Here is a 20373-nt window from a genome sequence, read left to right as displayed (position 1 = left end):
TTAGAACACAGGAGGAATTTGAATGGCTAGAAATATGATAACAGGAAAAGAAACGCAGAAAATGCAGGAATATACGCAGGAACAGATAGACCGTGCAGAACACATGGAAATAGTGATTCCAGCGGATGTAAAGGAACAGATTTTTGAATATGCAAATCTGATTGGCGAGGAAGAGAAAGTAAGGACGTTGGTAAGAAATCTGACAGATGCAATCAATCAGGTAGATGAAGATAAAGTAGAGGAACTTCTGGATGATGCAAAAATGGATATTCAGGACTTACCAGATCCAACCATAGGCAAGCTGGAATTACGTGATTATGGATATACAGCAGAGGATATGGTACCGCTCAGAAAAGAAGCAGCCTTGGATTATCACAGAATGGGTTCTAAGATTTATTGCCTGGGCAGCGATGGCGGCAAGGGAGAGTATGCAAGTAAAGAAATGATACAGGCGCATGAAGGTCTGTTTGGCATGGAATTACAGATGTGGGAACGGATAAGGGATCAGAATCTGGATTATGCCGATGAAGATTTTGGAGCATTTCAGGAGCCTATGAGTGTCATTGAGCAGGAAGAAGCACTGAAATTATACGATGCCGGAGCAGATATCTATCTGATTACTAATTTTTCATCACCGATGTATGTCACAGAACGCATGGAAATTGAACGAGGACCGGAGCATTATCAGATGTCTATGACAGAACTGGAGCGTTTCCGTAATCTGGAATGGGAAATGCAGAAATATCCACAGATTCAGTCTTTGAAAGAAGCAAACCTGTTGTTAGGAACAGGAAGGACATTTGGAATTTATCAGATCCGGGAGGATTCACCGGGCGAAAACTATGCATTTATGAACATGCGCTTTATTGAAAGTCATGGTATGCAGATAAAAAAAGAAGATTATAAGCTGGTCTATGTTGGTGGATTATCAGGAAATGTGTCACTGGATGATATTTTTGAAAAGTTCAACATTGACAGACCGGAAGACTTCCGTGGGCATTCTCTGTCTGTCAGTGATATCGTAGTTCTGAATGACGGGGAAAAAGTAACTGCTCATTTTGTAGACAGTATCAGTTTTGAACAGCTGGATTCCTTCCTGAATCTGGAAGAACAGGTTCTTAGTGAACTGGCATATGAGGTAGGAAAACGATATTTTGCTATTCAGAGAACAGAAGAAGGATATGATTATTCCTTTTACGATGAAGATTTCCGCTTGATGGATGGTGGCATTTATGAGAATGATGAAATTTCTATTGAAGAAGCGGCGGAGGAACTTTTGGAAGACGAAGGCTGGACGGGAGAACGTATCCGTGGGGATTATGATCAGTTGATGGAAAAAGTAGAAGAAATGGATGAGATTGTAATGGCAGAGATTCAGAAAAGCCAGGGCGAATATAAGCCACTGGCAAAGGTGGAGGAACTGGAAGAAGCAAATTACAACATGATTGATAACGTCCTCAACAATATGCCACCGAAGAAAGAACCATATCTGGAATACTTTGCGGCAGAATGCGATGAGTTCCATGATATGGGAGCTTATGAAAAAAGTACCGATGTTAATCAGATAGCTGCAGTCTATGAAAAATACAGGGAAAATCCAAAAACTGCGTATCTGGGATGCTCAATGGGAATTATTTATCGTGATCCGGAAGACAGTTACTACGATGATGCTGAATTTGCAATCGTAAAAGGAAATACAGTACTTGGAAATCTGATGGATGATGTTCGGTTTTATGGGGAGCTTGCACTGGTAAGGGAAGGGATTGAGAAAATTCATGAAGCATTGCCGGACTATAAGTATGTACCGATGCGGGATGTTCGGGAAGCGATGTATTCAGAGAAGATGACCACAGAACAGCTGGCAGAGGCACTGGATGAGATTGCAGAAGCGTTTGATCCATATGAGTATCGGGATAATGTGGAGCTGGGAGAAAATACGGTACAGGAAGTAATGCTGGATTTACGAAGTGGAAATATTCATTCCTATATTTCGTATCTGAAGGATATCGTAGACGAAGAATGTGACCAGTCTGTGCGTGCAGGTGTATTGATTGAAAGACTGAAAGCCTATGAACCTGAACTTCCAAAGGATATGGAACCAATGGTGTATGTAAACTATTGTGAAGAAAGTGATCTCATGAATCCAAGATGTCAGAAGTTGTCCGAGCTGGATGCCAAAATAGCAGAAATGGATAAAGAATGGTATGCAAAACGTGATCCGAAGACAGACGAACCTACGAGAATAGCAAAAATATATGTGACTGTATATTATGCGGAAAAAGGTGAACAGAAGCTGCATCATTTCAAGAAGTTAATGGATATTGGAAATGGACATGGCGGTATTGTAAGTCAGTTGAAGTATGACAATGAAATGAAGCTTACAGATGAGTATTGGATCAATTACCAGAAAGGCAAAGGAAATGAAGAGTTCCAAAAGTATATGGAAGATCTGACAGACATGCAGAATCATGTACTTCCATATTTGCAGAGCTTTTGTAATCTGGAAGAAAAAGGTGTGAAGGAGAGACGAGAACAGCAGATAGTAGAAAGAAATGAAGGAAGAGCAGATGAGCTGGGAACAAGTATCAAAGCGAATGCAGTGGTTAAGGATGCAGGAAAAGCAGATAGTAAACCGGTACAGCAGAAGCAGGCGGTAGCTGGAAAAGATAAGAAATTATCCATTCATGAACGACTTGAGATTAATAAGAAGATTATTCAAGAAAAGCAGGGAAAAGATAAGCCGGAGAGAGGGGCTGATTTGGGTGTAAGGACGGTGTAGAATAAGCATAACGAGTCGGAGGTCACGAATGATAACGTGGCTTCCGGCTTTTTTTGTCTTGAATGATTTGTGCTTCAAACTTTTATGTGACAAACATAACTGTCTGTGTTATTATAAAAATGATATAAGCGAAAATGACTTTTGCGGAAACGAAAATATCTTTATATTTTTTTATCCGTATACTTCCTATAATGGGGATAAATACTTGCAAAGTTGATTACTAATATTTTTTCATTATTACAGGTACAATAAGAACATGTAATAGCGGAAATGAGGTATAGTTACTTGCAGGTAGAGAAGTATATTGCGGATAAAATAACATCTTTATGTGAAAAGCGTGATATCAGTAAATACAGATTATCGCAACTGTCGGGAATTTCCCAGTCGTCACTGGGAAGGATCATGGCGCAGGAAAACCTGCCGTCGCTGATCACACTTGAAAAAATATGTGCAGCTTTGGGCGTGACATTATCGCAGTTTTTTCAGGAAGGTAATTCAGAGAATCTGACAGAAGAGCAGGAAGAAATTTTAAGGATATGGAATGATCTGAATACAAATGAGCAGGAAACAGTAATGTCAATGCTGCGTGGACTTCGGAAGTAGAAGAACAGTTCGAGTATAAGTATCGGCTGTTCTTTTTTGTTTTTCGGGCGCTAAAACGGTAATGTTTTTCTTGTGTACAGTAGAGCGCTATAGTATAATAAAATCAGTTTTTTTGCATAAGTTTAAAAGCTATATCTATAATAAGGAAATCGGCAAACCAGACGAAAGTCTGGGACGCAAAGCTACAGGGCCTGTAAAATGGCAGCCAGTTGCATGAAATGAGGTACACTGTCTGTCTGACAGTGCTTTTTACGGTGTTATTTCACAGACGTAACAATAATGATTTTATCAGGAAAGAATGAGGAAAATAAAAGTATGAAAAAGGCAAAACGTTGTCTGATAGCAGTGGTGTCAGGTGTACTTGTAGCAACTGCTGTCTTGTCTGGATGCGGAAAATCAAAGAAAGAAGTATCTAAAAACGATGATCATCTAACAGTTTATCTGTGGGAAAATCGTTTGATGAAAAATATTGCACCCTATATCCATGAACAGTTCCCAGATCAGGATATTGAATTTATTATTGGTAACAATGATACCGATTTATACAGTTATTTTAAAGAACATGATGAATTACCGGATATCATAACAGTACGTCGATTCTCCGGAACAGATGCACAGGACTTACAGCCTTATCTTATGGATTTTGCTTCTTATGATGTTGTTTCCAAGTATTATTCTTATGCGGTGCAATATTATAAGAATGCGGAGGATGAAATCCAGTGGCTGCCAATCTGTGGTATTCCGCAGACGATCATTGCCAACAAAACACTGTTTGATCAGTATGGAATTAAGATTCCAGAAAATTATGAGGAATATGTACAGGCTTGTCAGCAGTTTTATGATAATGGCATAAAACCGTATTCTATGGATTTGGGGGAAGATTGGTCAAATCAAGAAATAATTCAGGCTGCGGCAATCGGTGAGTTTACAAGCCTGGATGGTATTGAATGGCGAAACGGTGCAGAAACTGCAGTGGATGAAGTAAAGTTTGATGATGCATTATGGAAACGTATTTTTTCAGAAACCAGTCAGTTTCTTAAGGACTCGCACTTTGGTAAAGAAGATATCAATATTGACGTCGATACAGGAACCCAGATGTTTGTCGAGGGAAAATCAGCAATGTTTCATGGACATCCGACGATTATGCAGCAGCTGCAGAAACAGATGGATGCGGAGCTGATCCGTATCCCTTACTTTTCACAGACATCGGATGAATCCTATGTGTACATGACTCCGTCCTTAAACATTGCATTTAACAAAAACCTGGAAAAAGACCGGGAGAAACTGGATACTGCACTGGATGTGCTGGACTGTATGATTTCAGAAGAGGGGCAAAAGCTGATTGCGGATGGAAGTGGTGTTATTTCATTGAATACAGATGTTCCAACCATGATGCAGGATGTACCTGGACTGGAAGAGGAAATTAATAATAATGCTGTTTATATCCGATATTCCGCCCAAAAATCATTTCATGCAGGTCTTGAGGCTGTTCACGGATTACTGTCAGGGGAAATGGATGAAACACAGGCTTTTGATACTTTGCGCAGTGTAATGAACCGTAAAGATCCAGAAGAAAAAGCAACGGTGAATTTTGAAAATGAATATTCCATTTCACTGAACGATAGAAGTGGCCGTGATGCAGCATCTTCCATTTTAACTACGATCAGAGAAGAAAATGATGCACAGCTGGCTCTGACACCATATTATTATTTCACTTCTTCTATGTACAAAGGAGAATGCACCAATAGCCGGGTTGGCATGATGACAGCGAAGAGTTCAGATACAGCATTATATTTTGCAAAAATGAATGGTAAACAGGTTTGTGAACTCGTGGAAAATTATCTCGCCGATGCGGATGAGAATTTTTATGTAACCAATAAATACGAATTACCAATTGCATCCGGTATGAAAATGATCGTCAATCAAGAGGAAAGTGGATTTTCGTTAAAGGACTTAACAGTTAATGATAAGAAAATAGACAAAGAAAAGGAATACTCGATTCTTCTTACAGACACCACAATGTCTGTTTTGAAAAAAATAAATCCGAAATGTGAGATTGAGCAGCTTAAAGATACAACATTATCAAGTGCATGGATCGAAGCAATGTCAAAAGGACAGCAGCCGTCAGCACCGGAAGATTATATAGAGGTTGAACAGTAAAAGTGGAGATAGAACAAACGGTAAATAAAAGAAAAAAAATAACAAGACTGTTGCTTATACTACTTATGATTCTTTTAAGCTTAGGTTGTATCAAGTATCTTATAAGTAAGTCTAGCAAGTATATCAGCGAAAATGGAAAAAGCAGTATGGGAGCTGTTGTTGAACAGATACAGCAGACCTATGATCTTCAAGTGAGTGGATACTACAGCCAGCTGCAGTTGGTTGAGAAATTTTTACTTCATGAGAGGGAGCTGTCTCTTGAAACGGATGTGAACAAAAGTTTCTTTGAAGCATGGGAAAAAGAATCGGAAAGTACACTTATATTCCTTCAGGAAAATGGTCAGGCAATATCAGCAGGTGGAACAAAAATGCGGATTGATATGCCAAGTAAACTTCTGCTGGACTTAAAGAACGGATACAATATTGGAAAACTGGTGCGTTTTGATTATGATCAGGAGAAAAAAGACAGTTATCTCGTTGCGATCCCATGTCAGGAATATACGATCAATGGGGAAACTTATACGGCAATTGGAACTGTGTATGATCATTCGAAACGGGATTCCATGTTAAAACTGAAAGGTTATGATGGGAAAGCATATTTGTTCATGCTGGATCATGACGGAAATATTACGTATACGAACCTGAGTGGTGATAAATACCTGCGTAATTATTCTTTGTTAAAACATTTAAAAGGGGAACAGGCTATTACAGAAGAAGAGGCTGATTTGCTCAAAAAGAAGTTTGATAACAGAGAATCCGGAGTTGCACTTTTGGGAAAACAGAATCCCTATTATCTGGGGTATTGCCCGATAGAAAGCAACAACACCATTTTGGTATGCATTGTGGAAAAGGAAGTTGTTGACAATGTGCTGATGGATTACCAGAAGACGGTGTTGTTTACAACAATACTCATGGCAGGTTCTATACTTTTACTTTTTGCCGGATTATTCTACAGTATTTCCAGACTCAGTCTTGCAGATCAAAAAGCAGAATATGAAAAAAGAAATAATGAACTTCATTTACAAACAATGAAGGAAATGGAAGTAGTCAATCAAAAACTGAAAAAGGCAAAGAACGTTGCAACAGAGGCTTTACAGACAGCTGAAAATGCAAATAAGGCGAAAACGGATTTCCTGTCTAATATGTCACATGATATTCGCACACCTATGAATGCAATCATTGGTATCACATCTTTGATCAGACATGATGCAGGTAATAAAGCAAAAGTTATAGAGTATGCAGATAAAATAGATAGTTCATCACAGCATCTGTTAGGAATTATTAATGATGTTTTGGATATGAGTAAGATTGAGGCAGGAAAAACAGTTTTCAAGTATTCTGACTTTTCTATTCTGGATTTTATGCAGGAACTCGACACTATATTTCATTCTCAAATATATGAAAAGCAGCAGACCCTTACAATCATAAAAGAAAATATTCAGCATGAGTGGGTGAATGGGGATCAGGTTCACCTGATGCAGATTTTCAGCAACCTGCTTTCCAATGCAGTGAAATATACCCAGGAAGGTGGAGAAATTCAGTTCTATGTAGAAGAATGTGAGACAAAGTCATCTGTCTATGCAAAGTACCGTTTCTTAGTTAGCGATAATGGTATGGGAATATCGGCAGATTTCAAGGATACAATTTTTGATGCGTTTACCCGTGCGGAAAGTTCCCTTACAAATAAAATACAGGGAACCGGACTTGGAATGGCGATTACTAAGAACCTGGTTGAGGCAATGGGAGGCACCATTGATGTGGACAGTGACCTGGGACAGGGAAGCTGTTTTGAGGTTCTCTTGGATCTGAAAATTGCAGAGGATAGAACGGTTGCTCTGGCGGCACAAGAAGAAACAGATGAGCAGGATGGTAATATCCTTCAAGGAATGAAATTCCTGTGTGCAGAGGATAATGAGTTGAACGCAGAGATCCTGACGGAACTGTTAAAGATTGAAGGTGCGGAATGTACCATCTGTGAAAATGGCGAGGAGATTTTGAAAGCATTTGAGCAGTCTACTCCAGGTGATTATGATATGATTCTGATGGATGTGCAGATGCCTGTTATGAATGGCTATGAGGCGACGAAAGCAATCCGCAGAAGTTCCCATGAACTGGCAAAGACGATTCCTATCATTGCCATGACTGCCAATGCATTCTCAGAGGACATTCAGCATTCTCTGGCAGCCGGTATGAATGCACATATTTCAAAACCGGTTGAGATGAAGGTGCTGGAAAAGACGATCAGAAGCATAAAATCTGGTGGGGGGGGGTACCGAACCGCAGGTTATTGAACAGTGACAAATGGATTTGATGCGGCAGTGCAATTTTATCGGATGAATGAAGTGGAGGATGACAGATATGATCTGATCTTCATGGATATTCAGATGCCTAAAATGGATGGTTATATGACAACCAGGGAAATCCGCACTCTGAGGAATAACAGAAAAGCAAATATTCCAATCGTTGCCATGACCGCAAACGCATTCGAAGAAGATAAAAAGAAGGCATTTAAAGCAGGTATGAATGCTCATATTGCAAAACCAATTGATATAAATACAATACTTGCTGTTTTTGACCAGATGTTTGGTGTATAGAAGTTGTTGTTTCCCAATTGGAGCATACGTAAGTAGCAAGAAGACAGGCGGCTAATAATTATAAACTGGGGAAAAGTGATATGGAAGAATACAGAGATGATAAAAAAAGTAAATTGTATTACATGGATGAAATCCTTCATAAGATTTCTTCCATGAGTCAGGCAGAGAATGAAAAACAACTGGATGACATTACGCTATCTATACTGAAGAGCGTTGGAAAATATACAGCAGCAGACAGAGCGTATATTTTTGAATGGAGTTCAGAAAAAAAGGAAAGTTTTAAAAATACATTTGAATGGTGTGCCTCGGGAATCGAACCGCAGATACAGAATCTGCAGAAAGTTCCCGTCTGCCTGATGCAGAACTGGGTGGAAACATTTATCCAGAAGAAAAATATCATCATTTATGACCTGGAAGAAATAGCAGAAGAAACCCCACAGGAATATGAAATTTTAAAGCCTCAGAATATTCATGCTCTGATTGCTGTGCCGATTTATACAAATCATAAATTTATAGGCTTCATTGGATTGGATAACCCGGATCTGAATCAGAATATGGTGTCCATGAATCTGTTATCTGATGTGGGGTGCCATATGGGAAGTGTCCGTGAAAACCTGAGAATGATGAAGGCACTTGAGGATGCACTGGAAACTGCAAATCTGAATGGAGAAATCATTGATTCCATCAGTAAATTATACTGGCTGATCTACCGAATGAATCTGGAAACAGGAACTTATGAAGAAATATCTGCCGGCAACGAGATGCATAAACTTACAGGCAAGCATGGAAAAACGGAAGAAGATTTCCAGCATGCTATCAATACAATTGTTGATGGGGAGCATCAGGAAATGATGAAAAAGTTCCTTGATACATCGACTCTGGCTGACAGGCTGAAAGACACGGAAAGTATTGCGGTTGAATACCGGGCACAAAGTGGATCCTGGCATCTGGCAAGATTTATTGTAAAAAAACGGAACCCATCTGGTAAGGTTACAAATGTTCTGTATGTTGTCCGGCAGATTGATAAAGAAAAACAGGTTGAAATTACTTATAAGCAGGAACTGATAAAAAAGAACAGGATTTTGTCAGGACTGAGCCGTGATTATACGACAGCTTTTGTTTTGAATCTGGATACGGATGAGTATGAGTTTGTATTTAATCAGGAGACAAATCATGCCCAGAAACATGAAGAGTTCAAAGCATTTTCAGATTATGTGGATGCCTATGCTTTTGCATTTGCACTTCCGGAATTTCGTGACGTAATGCGTCGGGAACTGGACCGTAATATGATTAAAAAGCATTTTGAAACAGAAGACGAATATCATTTTTCTTTTGAGACGTCACCAAATGCAGCAGGTTTGTCCTGCTTTCAGGCACATATTGTAAAAGAGTACGAGGAAGGCAGCCATTTTGCGTTCCTTGGTTTCCGAAGTATAGATGAGATCGTACAGAAAGAGCGTTTTTATAAAGATTCTTTGCAAAAAGCAAACCAGGAACTTAAGCATCAGCTGGACATGATCACATCTGCACTGCCGGGTGGTGTGAAAATCAGCAATGATGATCCGGAATATTCTTTTAAGTATGTTTCAGAGAATTTTGCACAGATGCTGGGATATGATACTCCGGAGGAATTGATGGAAGCTTCCGGAGGGACGATTGTTGACCTGGCGCATCCGGACGATCTGGAACAGGGAATTGCACAGGCGTTGGAGCAGTATAGTAAAGCGGAGCATTATGAAATCACATATCGAATGAAATGCAAAAATGGATCCTGGAAATATATTGAGGACAGGGGACACAAAATCCGCAAACCGGATGGAATGATCGAACACTGGAATCTGATTCTGGACCAAAATGAACTGGTGGAAAAAACCATTGCCCTGGAGAGCGAGAAAAAAGCAAACCAGAGTAAATCAGATTTCCTTTCCAGAATGTCCCATGATATGCGGACACCATTGAATGGAATTATCGGGCTTATGGATATCTGCATGAAGCACCCGGAGGACAGAACACTGGTGGATTCCAGCCGTCTTAAGGCAAGAGTAGCGGCAGACCATCTGTTGTCGCTGATCAATGACACGCTGGAACTGAGTAAACTGGAAAATGAAGAGGCAAAACTGGCTAAAGAAGATTTTTATCTGCCGGAGCTGCTTTGCGAGGTGGAAACCATTGCACAGATGAGGGCAGATGAAGAGTGTATTACGATTCATTTTATGGATGATCCTTATTCGATTCCATATCCGAATCTTATCGGAAGTTCCCTGCATGTAAAGCAGATATTTTTAAATCTGATCACAAACAGTATTAAATACAACCGTAAAAATGGCTCTGTGGATTGCTGCCTGAAAGAAGAGAAGGAATCCGATGAAAGAGTGCTGGTAGATGTGACTATAAAAGATACGGGAATCGGAATGTCAGAGGATTTCCTGAAGAATATATTTCATCCATTTGTTCAGGCTGATCAGGGAGCAAGATCGCAGTATAAAGGTACCGGACTAGGCATGGCGATTGTAAAGGAACTGCTTGATCGCATGGGCGGAACCATTCAGATTGACAGTGTGGAAAATCAGGGCACTACCATACATGTGGTCATACCTTTTGAAATAGCAGAAGAACCTGCAGTTGTACAGGAAATGTCTGAATTACCAAAGGAAAATCTGTCCGGGTGCCGTATTCTATTGGCAGAGGATAACGAACTCAACAGGGAAATTGCGGTATTCCTTCTGAAAGATGAGGGGATTTCCGTTACTGAGGCAGAAGATGGACAGCAGGCCCTGGAATGTTTCCTGAAAATGCCGGAAGGATATTACGATGCGGTTCTGATGGATATCATGATGCCGGCGATGGACGGATATCAGGCAGCCAGAGCGATTCGTGGCAGCGGGAAGAAAGATGCGGAAACGATTCCGATCATTGCCATGACAGCCAATGCTTTTGCTGAAGATAAAAGAAAGACGATGGAGGCAGGGATGGATGCGCATCTGTCAAAACCATTAAATGTACCGGAACTGATGGAAACAATCCGAAAATTTTGTGTTGGTAAGCAGATGTGCCAGTGACCGGGAAAAGAATAACAGAGGAGTAGAAGAATGAAAAAGGATAGCGAACCATATAAAAGGATAAGAATATATTGTTATATTGTTGGATTGATTACTTTTCTGGCAGCGTTCTTTATTGGCGTTTTTCTGCTCTATAACCTGGAAAAGGATGAAAAGACAACTGGAAAATATATGGCGCAGATCACGGAGAAGAGAGTCAGGGCAAGACTGGATCAGTATATCATGCTCTCTGATCTTTTGGGAAATTATATCAGTGCCGGAGAGAATCTGGATGAAAATACTTTTTCTGAACTGGCAGAAAAGATTCCAAATGAAGATGGAGTGATAAAGGCATTTGAACTGGCACCTGAGGGAATTGTTACAGACATTTATCCGAAACAGGGAAATGAGGGAGCTTTTGGCCTGGATATGCTGCAGGAGCATGAGCGAAAAAAGGATGCAGTTCTGGCAAAGGAGAGTGGAAAATATACGCTGGGAGGACCATACCAGCTAAAGCAGGGAGGAACAGGGGCACTGCTTTTTAATCCGGTTTACCAGGATAATAATTCAGATGATGGTGGGTTCTGGGGATTTGTGATCCTGGTGATTGACTGGAATCGCTTCCTTGGTGAGATAAATCTTGATTATTTAAGCGATGCAGATTTCTGTTACAGAATCTGGACATATAACAGAGACAGCAGCGACAGGATTATTCTGGCAGAAAGCCAGGGTGATATGCCGGATAACATTCTGACAGTAGAATGTGCAGTTCCCAATAACACATGGTATTTTGATATTATACCCTCAGAGGGATGGAGTCCACGTTCTTACTGGATTATGTGTATTGTCATTTCTTATGTATTCTCATTATTGATTGCTACAGTATTTTATTTAATATCCAGTAAAAAACACAGGGAAAGACAATATGAAGCAGAACTGGAAAAATCTGCTGAGCAGGCGAAAAATGCCAATGAGGCAAAAACAAGATTTTTATTTAACATGAGTCATGATATCCGGACTCCGATGAATGCAATTGTAGGTTTTTCCGGTTTGTTGGAGAAGAATCTGCAAAATGAAAGAAAGGCAAAAGAATATCTGGAAAAGATACAGTCTTCCAGTAATCTTTTGCTGAGAATCATCAATCAGGTTCTGGAGATGGCCCGGATTGAAAGTGGTACTGCGGTATTGCAGTTAAAAGCTGAAGATATGGATGCATTATTTCACAGAGTAAATACAGTGTTTGAAGAGGATGTCAGAAAGAAGAACCTGCAGTATCATGCTGTTTTAGATGTAAGACATCATTATGTTGTCTGTGATCAGACAAAGTTACAGGAGATCATGCTGAATATTATCAGCAATGCTATAAAGTATACCCCGGAGGGACATTCAATCTATGTAGAAGTACATGAGGTGGTATCAGAGAATCCTTCAAAGATACGCTATATTTTTTCATGTGAAGATACGGGCATTGGTATGAGTGAAGAGTATCTTCCACATATCTATGAAGAATTTTCCAGAGAACATAGTACCACAGAAAACAAAGTGCCGGGAACCGGGTTGGGACTTCCTATTATCAAATCTATGATAGAGCTGATGGGTGGAAGTATTCAGGTAGAAAGCAGACAGGGTATTGGAACAAAATTTACGATAGATCTTTCTTTTGACATAGCATTGAAAGAAGAGGTATATGGAAGTGAGGATACCATAGAGTCATCTGCAATTCATACAATAAAAGGGAAAAGAATTCTCCTTGTAGAAGATAATGAGCTGAATGCGGAAATAGCAAAGACAGTTCTCGAAGATGTCGGAGCGTCAATTACCAGAGCGGAGAATGGACAGCAGGCACTGGAACTATTTAAAGAGAAACCGGCAGGAACATTTGATGTAATTTTGATGGATCTGATGATGCCTGTTATGGATGGATATACAGCTACGAGAAAAATCAGGGAATTAGAACGTTCAGATGCAAAAACAGTACCGATTATAGCTATGACAGCAAATGCATTCCAGGAAGATGCTGAAAAGTGCATTGCCGTGGGTATGAACGCTCATTTGGCGAAACCTTTGGATATTGAAAAGATGAAAAAGACTATTAAAAGTATTTGTTCCTAATATAGGCGGAAATTAAGGAAATATTGAAATCCTTGTACAGAGAAAAAGATAGATTAAATAGTTATGAAAATCAAATACCAATCGACTATGCATGCGGATGGGCATTATCCTCCGATGATATGTCGTGTACAATGCAGATGTTATTGGATGATGCAGATGCTTATATGTATAAAAATAAACAGTTATGCAAGAAATATAAAGGAAACAGAAAATATGAATAAAAGACAAAAAATACTGATTGTCGATGATGCAAAGTTCAACAGGGATATATTGAAAGAATTTCTTGGAGAAACCTATGATTATCTGGAAGCCGAAAATGGAAATCAGGCAATTCAGATGATAGGAGAAAATTTGGGAATTGATCTGATGCTTTTAGATATTAATATGCCACAGATGAATGGTTTTGAAGTCTTGAAAATAATGAAAAGAAGCCAGTGTATTGCTGAAACTCCTGTCATCATGATATCTTCTGAAGATGCTGTTGATACTATGCGTAAGGCATATGAGCTGGGAATTACAGATTATATCACACGACCGTTTGATTCTGTGATTGTAAAGAAAAGAGTTCAGAATACCTTAGGCCTCTATATGAATCAAAAGCATCTGATAAATGTGGTTTATGATCAGGTTTACGAAAAAGAAGAAAATAATAATATCATGATCCAGATTATGAGTAATATATTGGGATCTCGTAATAGCGAGAGCAGAGAACACATCCTGCATATAAAAATAGCAACGGAGATGATGCTGAGACAACTGGTGAAAATAACTGATGCTTATCCACTGACAGAGGCGGATATTTCTTTGATTACAACGGCATCTTCCCTTCATGACATTGGTAAGATTCGCATTCAAGAGGAAATACTGAACAAACCTGGCAGACTTACTGATGAAGAATTCAAGATCATGAAAACTCATAGTGAGCTTGGGGAAGCTATAATCAAGGAGATGGATTTTCCACAAGATCATCCGTTGGTACGTGCTGCATGGGAAATCTGCAGATGGCACCATGAAAGATGGGACGGAAAGGGCTATCCGGATGGCTTGAAAGGAGAAGAAATACCAATCTGTGCACAGGTGGTATCGATTGTTGATGTTTATGATGCACTTACCAGTGAAAGATGTTATAAGAAAGCATTTGATCATGACACAGCGATTCAAATGATTCTGGATGGGCAATGCGGACAATTTAACCCCATCCTTCTGAAATGTTTGAAAGAACTGAGTTTTCAATTTTCAAATATGTTTGATAAGGAAATGGATGAAAATAGCTATCACCATGAAGTACGGAGACTTTCAAATGAAATACTCAGCGACAGATCTTTACCGAGCCAAAACTATTCACAGAGTGTTGTCAAGGTCATGCAGGAAAAAATCGATTTCTTCAAATCAAACAGTGGAATGAACTCAATTGATTACAACACAATTTCAGGTCAATTAACTATATTAAATGGAGAACATAAGATATTATGTCAGAGAGATAATCCGAAATTTGATTTGTTCAAAGAATTTGGAGTAAATGAAGAAGATGTTCAATGCATTCGTGTTTTATTACATCAGACATCTGTACAAAATAAAGAAATATCTGCCACGATAAAAGCGACGGTGGATAATAACAGTCAGATGTATAGAATGAAATTGCATACATTGTGGTCGCCTTTAAAGAAGGATGGATACATTGGAATCATTGGATATTTTGACACTGTAAAATAAATATGAAGATTACAAAAGAAGAAATCTTGCAAGATGACAGATTTTTCTTTATTGCCGGTTATACCTCCGGAGGTGTACCGTATGGTGTCACCTGGGAGGAAATGGGTCTGAAACCTTGGGAAAATTTGGAAGAGAATAATTGAGTTGTCAGTGCAATCTTATTTATCTCTTGTGACAGAAACAGGTTCCCGTTTTGCCGGAAGTAAGTCTGAATTGATTTCAGGAGCATCGAGCAGCACAGAGAAATTTTGCTGAATGATTTCCAGTGTCTTTTGTTTTTTCTGTAATTTCTGTTTTTCCCGGACAGTAGCAGTCTGTTCAGATTCAAGATTTTCAATCCGCTTCTGGATTTTATTAGAGCTTGGGATTTTGGTAACGCCGAGATCCTGAAGCTCTTTTTTTAGTGAATCGTGGAGCTGGTATTCTGCCTGATGCTTGGTACGGTAAGCTTTTGGATTTTTAACAGATTTGCAATCTTCAATCACTTTTCGGCAGAGCCGGTAAGAATCACAGTGTTTCTGAATGACTTTCTGTGTACTCAGCTCGCTGGTGATTTGTGCTATTCTCTGATCAGCCGCTTTAACAGAAGCATCAATATCGGAAACGTGCTGCTTGAAATCTTCATAATTCAGCAGATTATTTTCGGAAAGATAGTTGAAGGTGCGAGCAGCCTCTTTCAGATTATTGAGCTTTGCCCATCGTTCAAATCCTTCTCGATTGCCGGTCGTAACATAAGTGGAAATATTGATATACAGGCGAGCTTCTCTGGAAAGATGCTTTGGAACTTTCACTTTGCTACGATTTTTAGCCAGACGGATGCGGACATTTTCTTCGCTATAATAACTTCCAAGAGATTTCATATAAGTGAAATTCTTCTGCTCCGGTGCACGGAAGGATAGGTGCTTTCCTTGGCGGACTTCGTATCCGGCTAACTGCATTTTTTGTAGAAATTCCTCATAGTTGATGGAAGTCCAGATTGCTTTGTCAACTGCGACACGTAGTTTGGCTTTCCAGCTGGTGCCACGATGATACTCCATGTTCTCTTTATAGCTTTTACCTTTTTCTCCGGTTGGCATACTGGTGGCAAGTCCATTTTCATGGCAGATACGATTACTGATTCCGCAGAGTTTATGGTAGCTCCGCTTATTGGAAACATACTTGTGATGATCAACAAAGCTTGCAGCGTTGAAGATGATATGGTTATGGATATGATTTTTGTCAACATGGGTACTGATCACATATTCATATTTTCCTTTCAATACTTCGTCTGCAAATTGCTGACCTAAGCGATGGGCATTTTCGGCATCAATTTCTCCAGGTTTGAAGGACTGGATCAGATGAAATGCCAGGTTATCACCTTTGTCCATTCCATTCTTTTTTGCCATTTCTCTTGTCATAGAAAATTCAAGATCTGCAGTTTCAGGGGAACAGCCAAAACTGGAAACTAACAGTTTTTCATCTGTCTTATCTGGATTTGTAATATAGTCCAGTGCTTTCTTGTCTGTTACTTTAATGGGGAAGATCTTAAGATACGCCATAATTCTTTCACCATCTCTTTCAATTCTTGCATTTCTTCTGGATATAGATCTCCGGTGGTATTTACCTTTTTTGCAATCTGGTTGATATTTACACCAATCTTGTGCATTTCCTCATACTGTTTCTTCAGTGGAGAGGTATCGGTGTTGACGATGTAACCGTCGATTGCCATTTTACGAAGGTAAGCTCCCATGTTTTTGGTCTTTGATTCAATCATCTTTCTACGGATAAGTTTCTTTTCTTCGGGGGAGACACAAAACAAAATCTGTATATTTCTTTTTCTCTTTGCCATAGGCAGATTCTCCTTTCTTTGGTTCTTCGAAGTAGTGACTTCTGGGTTTTTAATTTAGGGTAGGGTTCCCTAAATTACTGGTTTTTCGGAAGTGTATATACACTTCCTGTCCTTGCTGTTTTACCCCTCTATTAGTTAAAGTCAGGAGAACCGGAAAAATGCAAAAGAATTTGGCAGGTAGTATGGGATACGAAAATGTGGTATGATTATGGGCAGGATATCAGAAAAATCAGGAGTTGAATAGATTGTGAAGAAAGAAGAAATTTTTGAATATGTGCAGAAACAGTATGGCACAATGCCGGAATACTTATGGAGTAAACTATCGGACAGTGCAGTACTTCAACATAAAAATGGGAAATGGTATGCAGTGATCATGACGGTTGAAAAATCGAAACTGGGATTAGAGGGAAATGATCTGGTTGAAATCATGGATGTAAAGTGCGATCCAGAAATGACCAGCATGATTATTCAGACTTATGGATTTTTACCAGGATACCATATGAATAAACAGCACTGGATCACGATTTTACTGGATGGTTCAGTCAGTGAAGCGAAGATATTGGACTTTTTGGATATGAGCTATGACCTGATTGACGGAGCAGACAGAAAGGAAGAAAAATGAGAACAGCGATAGTATACGCATCTGTGCATCATGGAAATACAGAAAAATTAGTAAAAAGGATCGCAGAAGAATGTCAGGTGGATTTGATTGATGCTGTGAAACAGCCAGATGCAGACCTGAGCAGTTATGATATGATTGGGTTTGCATCAGGAATCTATTTTTCAAAGTTTCATCAGTCGATATTGGAATTTGCAGAGAAGAATCTACCGGACGACAAAAAGATATTTCTGATCTGTACTTATGGCGGGAGTGCGAATTATAAAACCATAGAGCAGATTTTGGATAAAAGACATGCCAGTTTGGTTGGAAAATTTGGCTGTAAAGGGTATGACACATTCGGACCATTTAAACTGGTTGGAGGTATTGCTAAAGACCATCCGAATGAAGAAGATATGAAAAACGCAGCGGACTTCGTAAAAGGATTACACTGATTTTTGAGTAAAAGGAAAACCGGGGATTTTACTCCTCGGTTTTCTGGCAGTTGTGTTTCTAGTCTTCAACCTGAAAAATATCTTCTACAGGCACTTTCAGGTAATGTGCCAGCCGGATTGCAATCTCAAGAGAGGGATTACGTTCTCCACGTTCGATGCGGCCTATAGTCTGGCTGCAGGAACCTATGGCTTCAGCCAAATCTGCTTGAATGAGATTCCGTTCTTCACGAATATCTTTTAGTGTATTATTGATTGCCATTCAATCACTTCCTTTGCTTATTGTTATCAGCAGGATCATGAACCTGCTGTTGAAATCTAATGAAATCCCGGAATTTCTGCACCTTTGCATTTCCCGATTACTTTTCCAAAAATCTTAAAAGAGTCAGATTCCAAAACCTGGATAGGACGATATTTTTGATTTAAAGAAATCAGATAAACACCATCTGGCTCATCGTGTAATTCCTTGATGTAAGTATTGCCGTTGAGATAGAAGATTCCAATTTCACCATTAGCAAGAGAATCTTTTTTCTGAATCCATGCAACATCGTCTGTATGATAAAGTGGCTCCATACTGTCACCGGAAATCCGTACACCAAAGTCAGTCTGCTCAGGAGCAAGGTGTCCTACATCATAGGTTTCTTTTACAGAATCCTCCAGGTAATTTCCAGTACCAGCAGAAACTGGTTCCCAGGTAATTTCTACAGGATGATGGAATGGGATAATTTTTGCAGACAGTGGAGAAAACTTTTTAGAAGCTTTCAAAATATCAGCAAATTCAATCAATTTATTTCTGCCTTCTTCATTCAATCCACTCATAATGTTATATGGGTTTTCTCCAAAGAAGGATTCATATATATCTTCGATATCAAGTAACTGGCAAAGTGTCAGGAAAACATGTAAAGCTGGTTCTCGTGCATTGGTCTCCCATTTGGAGATTGCTTTTGTAGTGACCTGAATACCTTCCTGAGAAAGCAGGTCTACCAGATCTGATTGAGAGTATCCTTTCTTTTTTCTATTTTCTGCTAATATTTCCCCGAAATCACGCATTTGTTCGCCTCATTTCTATTTGAATTTTCTATATGCATTATACCGTATGTTAGAAATAAAATCAACAATAATCTCCAAAATGGAGAAAATACAACCAAGATGTTACTTGACTATCTCCGGAATGTCGATATATACTAAACATACAAAAATTGATAAGACATCATGTTGAAGGAAACAGCTGGGAGGTGAAAAGTTTGAGTGAGCGTGTGATCCTGCATAGTGATATGAACTGTTTTTATGCCAGTGTAGAAATGCTGCATCATCCGGAATTTGCCGGAATGCCGCTGGCAGTCGGTGGCGATCCGGAAGCCAGACATGGGATTGTGCTGACAGCAAATTATATTGCCAAGAAAAAAGGAGTAAAAACCGGAATGGCATTATGGCAGGCGAAACAGGTTTGCCCGGAAATCATATTTGTACCACCACGGATGGATTTGTATTTGAGATTTTCAAAGATGGCAAGAGAAATCTATTCGGAGTATACGGACAAGATCGAGCCATATGGAATTGATGAAGCCTGGCTGGATGTATCGGACAGCAGAAATCTGAAAGGAAGCGGAATGACGATTGCAAGAGAAATCAGCCATCGGATTAAATACGAACTGGGTGTAACGGTAAGTATTGGAATTTCCTGGAATAAGATTTATGCGAAACTTGGTTCAGATTATAAAAAGCCGGATGCAATCACAGAGTTTAATCGAGAAAATTATAAAGACAGGATATGGCAGCTTCCAGCGTCAGATTTGCTTTATGTCGGAAGACAGACAAATAAGAAATTGCAAAAACTTGGAATCCGGACAATCGGGCAACTTGCGGAATCAGACGAAAAGTTGTTAGAGAGCCATTTTGGAAAAATAGGAAATATATTATGGGCTTTCGCAAATGGCTGGGATGAAGATCCGGTTTGCAAGGAAGGGTATGAAGCTCCAGTAAAGTCGATAGGTAATAGCACCACAACACCGAGAGATCTGGAAAATGATCTGGATGTTTGGATCATTCAAATGGCATTGGCAGAAAGTGTAGCTGCACGATTGCGGAAACATGGGTTTAAATGCAAAACAGTAGAAATTACAGTTCGAGATAATGGATTGTATAGTTTTTCCAGACAGATACATTTACGACAGCCAACGAATATTACAAACGAGATTGTAACTGCAGCATTTCAGCTATTTAAAGATAATTACAAATGGGAACATCCCATTAGAAGCCTGGGGATCCGAGCTACGGATCTTGTGTTAGATGATATTCCCGTGCAGTTGGATTTATTTGGAAATCAGGAGAAAAAGGAAAAGTTAGAGAAGCTGGATCGTACTGTAGATGAGATCAGACGACGGTTTGGTTATTTCAGTATACAGCGAGCGGCAATGTATCAGGATAAAGTCTTATCCCACTTAGACGCTGGTACGCACACGATCCATCCACATAGTTATTTCCATGGGTAATTGG

The 20373-nt window shown here is 39.5% G+C and carries 16 protein-coding genes and 1 riboswitch; of the genes, 12 read left to right on the top strand and 4 right to left on the bottom strand.

Annotated elements, in window-relative coordinates; all coding sequences use genetic code 11:
• The first annotated feature begins 22 nt into the window (after window positions 1-22).
• From PGU50_RS00680 to PGU50_RS00640, 9 genes are all read left to right on the top strand, one after another.
• Window positions 23-2779, top strand: coding sequence for a YodL domain-containing protein (locus tag PGU50_RS00680; RefSeq protein ID WP_270245956.1), 2757 nt, complete (start codon window positions 23-25; stop codon window positions 2777-2779).
• Window positions 2780-3064: 285 nt separating this feature from the next.
• Complete coding sequence (locus PGU50_RS00675) at window positions 3065-3382, top strand: helix-turn-helix domain-containing protein (protein WP_109216757.1); 318 nt, start codon at window positions 3065-3067, stop codon at window positions 3380-3382.
• Between the two features lie 141 nt (window positions 3383-3523).
• Window positions 3524-3599: riboswitch (cyclic di-GMP riboswitch) on the top strand.
• Window positions 3600-3697: 98 nt separating this feature from the next.
• On the top strand, window positions 3698-5542 hold the full coding sequence (locus tag PGU50_RS00670) for an ABC transporter substrate-binding protein (RefSeq protein ID WP_270245955.1): 1845 nt from the start codon (window positions 3698-3700) through the stop codon (window positions 5540-5542).
• Window positions 5543-5688: 146 nt separating this feature from the next.
• Window positions 5689-7833, top strand: coding sequence for an ATP-binding protein (locus tag PGU50_RS00665; RefSeq protein WP_270245954.1), 2145 nt, complete (start codon window positions 5689-5691; stop codon window positions 7831-7833).
• A 3-nt stretch (window positions 7834-7836) separates the two neighbouring features.
• On the top strand, window positions 7837-8136 hold the full coding sequence (locus PGU50_RS00660; RefSeq protein WP_270245953.1) for a response regulator: 300 nt from the start codon (window positions 7837-7839) through the stop codon (window positions 8134-8136).
• Window positions 8137-8216: 80 nt separating this feature from the next.
• Window positions 8217-11195 (top strand): ATP-binding protein, encoded by a 2979-nt coding sequence (locus PGU50_RS00655; protein WP_270245952.1) that lies wholly within the window; start codon window positions 8217-8219, stop codon window positions 11193-11195.
• A 30-nt stretch (window positions 11196-11225) separates the two neighbouring features.
• Complete coding sequence (locus PGU50_RS00650; protein ID WP_118063977.1) at window positions 11226-13286, top strand: ATP-binding protein; 2061 nt, start codon at window positions 11226-11228, stop codon at window positions 13284-13286.
• Between the two features lie 32 nt (window positions 13287-13318).
• A complete protein-coding gene (locus PGU50_RS00645) occupies window positions 13319-13507 on the top strand; it encodes a hypothetical protein (RefSeq protein ID WP_330576865.1) in 189 nt (62 codons plus the stop codon).
• Window positions 13500-14999, top strand: a complete 1500-nt coding sequence (locus PGU50_RS00640) for a response regulator (RefSeq protein WP_270245951.1) — start codon at window positions 13500-13502, stop codon at window positions 14997-14999. Before PGU50_RS00645 ends, PGU50_RS00640 begins: the two co-directional genes overlap by 8 nt.
• Window positions 15000-15157: 158 nt before the next feature.
• On the opposite strand, the gene PGU50_RS00635 is transcribed toward PGU50_RS00640, so the two are convergent.
• Both PGU50_RS00635 and PGU50_RS00630 read right to left on the bottom strand, forming a co-directional pair.
• Window positions 15158-16537, bottom strand: a complete 1380-nt coding sequence (locus PGU50_RS00635) for a relaxase/mobilization nuclease domain-containing protein (protein WP_270245950.1) — start codon at window positions 16535-16537, stop codon at window positions 15158-15160.
• On the bottom strand, window positions 16504-16827 hold the full coding sequence (locus tag PGU50_RS00630; protein ID WP_173692605.1) for a MobC family plasmid mobilization relaxosome protein: 324 nt from the start codon (window positions 16825-16827) through the stop codon (window positions 16504-16506). The genes PGU50_RS00635 and PGU50_RS00630 overlap by 34 nt, the downstream gene beginning before the upstream one ends.
• 247 nt (window positions 16828-17074) lie before the next feature.
• On the opposite strand from PGU50_RS00630, the gene PGU50_RS00625 reads away from it, so the two are divergent.
• A complete protein-coding gene (locus PGU50_RS00625; RefSeq protein WP_270245949.1) occupies window positions 17075-17449 on the top strand; it encodes an MmcQ/YjbR family DNA-binding protein in 375 nt (124 codons plus the stop codon).
• Window positions 17446-17880 (top strand): flavodoxin family protein, encoded by a 435-nt coding sequence (locus tag PGU50_RS00620; RefSeq protein ID WP_270245948.1) that lies wholly within the window; start codon window positions 17446-17448, stop codon window positions 17878-17880. Before PGU50_RS00625 ends, PGU50_RS00620 begins: the two co-directional genes overlap by 4 nt.
• Window positions 17881-17938: 58 nt before the next feature.
• On the opposite strand, the gene PGU50_RS00615 is transcribed toward PGU50_RS00620, so the two are convergent.
• Both PGU50_RS00615 and PGU50_RS00610 read right to left on the bottom strand, forming a co-directional pair.
• Window positions 17939-18139: a helix-turn-helix transcriptional regulator gene (locus PGU50_RS00615; protein ID WP_005344265.1), complete on the bottom strand. Its 201-nt coding sequence runs from the start codon at window positions 18137-18139 to the stop codon at window positions 17939-17941.
• Window positions 18140-18195: 56 nt separating this feature from the next.
• Window positions 18196-18927 (bottom strand): helix-turn-helix domain-containing protein, encoded by a 732-nt coding sequence (locus PGU50_RS00610; RefSeq protein ID WP_024720754.1) that lies wholly within the window; start codon window positions 18925-18927, stop codon window positions 18196-18198.
• 194 nt (window positions 18928-19121) lie between these two features.
• Here PGU50_RS00610 and dinB point away from each other — a divergent pair, with 194 nt between their 5' ends.
• The gene (gene dinB / locus PGU50_RS00605; RefSeq protein WP_270245947.1) at window positions 19122-20369 is read left to right on the top strand and encodes a DNA polymerase IV; all 1248 of its coding nucleotides are present in this window, start codon (window positions 19122-19124) and stop codon (window positions 20367-20369) included.
• Window positions 20370-20373 lie beyond the last annotated feature (4 nt).

Origin of the sequence: Coprococcus sp. AM11-30B (assembly GCF_027674365.1) — a bacterium.
Taxonomy (GTDB): domain Bacteria; phylum Bacillota; class Clostridia; order Lachnospirales; family Lachnospiraceae; genus Allocoprococcus; species Allocoprococcus comes.
Note: the sequence above shows the minus strand (reverse complement) of the source record. Positions and strands in the feature narration are given on the sequence as shown.